The 4,920-nt window shown below is 66.6% G+C and carries 1 protein-coding gene; it reads right to left on the reverse strand.

Annotated features, from left to right (window positions below; genetic code table 11):
• A partial coding sequence (locus tag F4X11_22890; protein MYN67839.1) for a hypothetical protein occupies positions 1-4,195 on the reverse strand: 4,195 nt, incomplete at its 3' end.
• Positions 4,196-4,920: the final 725 nt, after the last annotated feature.

A 4,920-nucleotide genomic window follows, 5' to 3' on the forward strand; every position in this document is an offset into this window, starting at 1 on the left:
AGATGTGTAAACCAGACAGGTTTCTGGGGCGCGGCGGCGCCGGGCCGGTGGTGACGCTGGCCACGTTGGACGCAATGCCCTCGCCCTCGGAGTTGCTGGCGTAGAGCCGCCACTGGTAATGGGTGTTGTAAGCGAGGCCAGAGACGCTGTGGTCCGAGGCCCCCCTCCACGGGTGCCCCGCATCGATCCAGGAGCCTGAGCCGGCTCGGCGCTGGAGGCGGTAGGAGGTGATCGGCCCCGGCTGCGGAGCGGTCCACTCCAGAAAGACCGCGTTGGGGCTGGTCAGAGACAGCGTGGCCCCGAGGTCGGTGATCTTGCTGGGCGGCACTAGGTCGTCGTCGTTCAGGGTGATGTCAGCCCGCCGCACGTTGAACCCGTCTACCGAGCCGCTGACGCGGATGGTCTCTTCGCCCTCGAAGAGGGAGTCGTTGATGGGGGTGATCGTGAGGGTCGTGGTGGCGGTGGAGGCCTCCTGCGGGATGGTGACCTTCGGGTCCGCCGGCGTGGCGGTGTAGTCGGTGTTCTGGGTGGCGCTGCCGGCGAAGACCAGGTCCACCTCGGTGGGCACGGAGCGGGTCACGCTGCCCGCGAGGGTGGCCGTGACGGTGACGGGCGAGCCACTGGCGGCGTTCTCGTCGACGCTGGTCGGGGCGACGGTGAGCGTGATGCGCTGCGACACGGTGTCGTTGTCATCAAGAGAGAAGCTTCCCGATCGGACGGTGAAGCCGGCGAGGGTGACAGTGCCGCCGACGGTGATGTCCTCGTCGCCCTCGTCAATCGTGTCCTCGAGGGGGTCGATGGTGAAGGTCACCTCGCCCTGGGGCTTGTTGGCGGCGATGGTGACGTCGGGCAGGGTGGCATCGACCAAGTCGTAATCGGTGTCCTCGTCGGCTGTGCCGCCCAGTGTCAGATCCACCGTGAGGCTTGAGCTCAAGGTTCCGCCGTCGAGGATGGCGTAGACCGTCACCACGGTGGCCCCACTCGACTCAGTCATATTCGCAGCCGGAATGGCGCGGATGGTGAGACTGGTGGAAGCGCTGTCGTCGTCGGACAGCGTGATGTTGGCGGTGTTGATGGTGAGGCCGGTCGCGGAGCCGCCGACGGTGATGGTCTCGTCGCCCTCGGTTTGCGTGTCGTGCAACGGGGTGATCGTGATCTGGCCCGTCGCGCTGCTGGCACCCGCGGTGATCGTGATTGTCGGCAGCGTCGACACGGAGTAGTCGGTGCCCTTGACCGCCGAGCCCGACAGCGCCACCGCCACATCGGTGTTTACCAGCCGGGTGATGCCGCCGTCGATGGTGGCCTCCACCTCCACTGTCGTCGGCGTGGGGTCGTTCTGTAGCGTGTTCTGGTCGTCGGCGTCGGCCTCCCTCACGTTCGTCTCGTCGAGGGTGATGGTGACGCCGGAGGCGGTGTCGTCGTCGGTCAGGTCGAGGGTGGCGGTGGTGACGGCGAGGGTGGAGGAGAGGCCGATGATGATCGTCTCCTTGGCGCCCTCGTCGATCAAGTCTTGCACCGGGCGGACGCTGATCGTGACCGAGGCCTCGTGCTCGTCCGGGTTGAAGGTCACCTTCGGCGGCGGCGTGCTCGGCGTGATCGTGTAGTCCGTCGTCGCCGTCGCGGTGCCCGCGAAGGTGAGCGTCATGCTCGTCTCGGTCTTGACCGCCGCGTCGTTCAAGGTGGCGACGATCTTCACCGACGCCGCCGACGCGCCCTCGCCGACGCTCGACAGAGCAGAATCGTCGCTCGGATCGACGAGGGTGACGGTCACCGCAGTGGAGGTCGCGTCGTTGTCGGTGAACGTGATGCTGGTCGAGTTGTCGGTCAGTCCGTCGGCGGAGCCCGTGATCGTGATCGTCTTGTCGTTCTCGTCCAGACGGTCGTCGGTCGGGGTGATGTTCAACGACGCGTTGCCGGTCTTGGAGCCCGCGGCGATCGTGATCGAGGGCAGCGTGGTCGGGACCGTGTAGTCGGTGCCCTTGACCGCGGTGCCCGACAGCGCCAGCGCCACCGTGGTGTTCTTGGAGCGCGCGATGTCGAGCGTGGCGGTGACCGTCACCGACGTCGCCCCGGCGCCCTCCCCGATGCTGGTGGTCGTGCCGGTCGACATGGTGAGCGCGGCGGTGTCGTTGTCGGTGAGGGTGATGTCGACGGTGGCCGACGCGGTCAGGCCGCCGGTCGCCGAGCCGTTCACGGTGATCGTCTCGTCGTCCTCGTCGATGCTGTCGTCGGTGGGGTCGATGACGAACGTGGAGGAGCCCTCGACTTGCAGGGCGGAGATGGTGATCGAATCCAGCGTCCCCGGAGTGTCAGCCTCCGGATTGGCAACGAAGTCGGTGCCGCTGACCGCCGAGCCCGTCAACGACAGCGCCACCGTCACGTCGGACGTGGGGGCGGCGTCGTCGACCTCTGCTTTCACGGTCACCATCGTGTTCGAGGTATCGCCCTCGCCGATGCTGTTGTCGCCGATCACCGTCAGGGTGATGTCCGTGGATGGTGCATCGTCGTCGTTGATGGTGATCGTCGCGTGGTTCACCGTGAACCCCGACACCGTGGCGCCGAGCACGATCGTCTCGTAGGGGTCGGTCGTGGTGCCCGCGCCCTCGTCGAGGCGGTCCTCGGTGGTGTTGATCGTCACGTTCCGAAAGCCGCTGGCCGAACCGATGGGGATCGTGATCGTCGTGCTGGTCAGCGCGGTGAAGTCGGTGCCGCTGGTGGCGGTGGAAGCGCCGACGCCGGAGGTCACCAGCGCCAGCGGCACGCTCAACGCCGCCGACTTGTCGGCGGTGTTGCGGGTCGCGGTGATCCGGAACGTGGCCGAGTCCCCCTCGTCCACGCTTGTGGCGGCGCCCGACCCCACCCGTGTGGACCTCAGCGTGATCTCCGGGTCGTCGTTGTCGTTCAGGTCGACGGTCGCGCCGTTCACGGTGAAGCCCGCCAAGCTGCCGTTGATGACGATGGTCTCCTTGGTGCCCTCGTCGATGGTGTCGTCTTCCGGGTCGATCATGAGGCCGGTGGCGCTGCCGCTGGACGACTCCGCCGAGATCGTCACGCTCGACGGCAGCCCGCTGTGGGCGTAGTCGGTGCCCCCGCCGGTGGCGCTGCCTCCTAAGGTCGAGTTCAGCATCACCGTGGTGTCGACCGTTCTCGTAGTGCCCACGAACGTCGCGGTGACCGTGACCGCCGTGTCCGAGTCGTCCTCGTCGAGGCTGGTCGGGCTCGAGGTCAGATTGATCACCGTGGGGGCGGCGTCGTCGTCGGTGATGGTCACCGTGGCCTTGTCGGGAGCGAAGCCGGTCACGCTGCCTTCGATGACGATGGTCTCGCCTGTCCCCTCGTCGACGACGTCCTGAGTCGGGTTGATGCTGAGGGTGGCCGTCCCGCTGGTCTGGTTGGCGGCGATCGTGATCGAGCCCAGCGTCAGAGCGGCGTAGTCGGTGACGCTGGTCGCCGTCGACGTGCTGTCCACCGCGAGGCTGACGGTGCGACTGGATGTCGACGCGGTGCCCACCGTCGCAGTCACCGTCACGTCCGTCGCGTTCGCCGACTCGAGCAGGCTCGACGAGCTCACGGTCAGATCGAGCTTCGGCAGGCCCTTGATGCTCATCTCAACGACGTTGGTCCCTGGGGCCAAATTCCACACGGTGGAGCCAGCAAGCCGGGAGGCGAGCTGGTTCCCGATGCTCCAGCCCGCCGCCCCGCCGCTGTCCTCTGCGTGCGAGGCCGTTAGCCGTATCCAAGGGGATTTGTCGCCCGCAACGGACATATCAAGGACCACGAAGTAGGACGTGTTGGCGTCCAAGTTGATACCGCTGGATGACGTGAAGGAGTTGGTTCCGGCACTAAGGCCCGAACTGGTCAACGAACCCACGCTCGCGCCGACCGACGCGCCGCTGCCCGTGTGGATGGCGACAGTGAACGTCGGATCGGTGGTACCAGTAGGATTACCGAAGCCCCCCTCGATCTCGACCGAGGTCACCCTGTAGCCGCCGGAGTTGGAGCCGGTGGTGAACGGCAGAGCAAGGTCCTGATTAGTCAACGTGCCTTGGGCGGCGTCGGTCTGGCCCGTGTTGCTGATCAGGGTGATGCTGCTGGTCTGTGCCTGCGTCGGATGCGGGTCGAACAACACCAGCCATAGGCCGGCGGCCAGCGCCGCGACCGCGATCAGCGCCAGCGCACCCCGAACCACCCTCATGGCAATCGGGGATACCCCCCCCCCGGCGGATGGGGGTTGACCGAGCAGCGCGCCTCGCCGGACCTCTCGGCGACCGGGCTGTGTCTGATGCGACCTGGTCACGCGGCTCCCCCGAGCGCTTCCATCAGCCGCCGGACCGCCACACCCCGCCGTGTGACGACCAGCGACTTGCCGCAAATTGTATACGAACTAAGAGCCCGTGTACATGAGTATCAGATCATGTCTATAGCTAGTATTGTGATAATAACACATATTATCCTAGATAGGGACCTGTTTAGCACCGAATCTATGGGCTATCCCTCATAGGATCGGCCAATATGGCGTACTCATATATCTGGATCGCCGTTCAACGCCCGCCCCGTTCTGCGCACGGCATCCACACCGAACCCGCATCGGCTACCGCATGCCCGAGGGCGACAGGCCGTGGGCGGCCGGCGGCGCCTATTCGAGTTCGGGATCCAGTCGGGTGACCAGGGCGACGCCACCCTCGATCCGCACGACGATAACCCGGGCCCCGGCCTCGATGAGCTTGCCCTCGTCGAGGGGATCGATGGGGGCGGCCGTCATCTGGCTGCGAGCGCCGGCCACGGTCAGCACGATCCGGCCCCGCCGCTCGTTCGACATGGGCAGCGAGACCCGGGCGATGCTGCCCTCGATATCCCGATCGGAGACGTCGCTGGAGGCCTCGCTGCGGCGCAGGTAGGCGAACGCCGCGCTGTTGAGCG

It is taken from the genome of Acidobacteriota bacterium (assembly GCA_009861545.1).
Classification (GTDB): domain Bacteria; phylum Acidobacteriota; class Vicinamibacteria; order Vicinamibacterales; family UBA8438; genus WTFV01.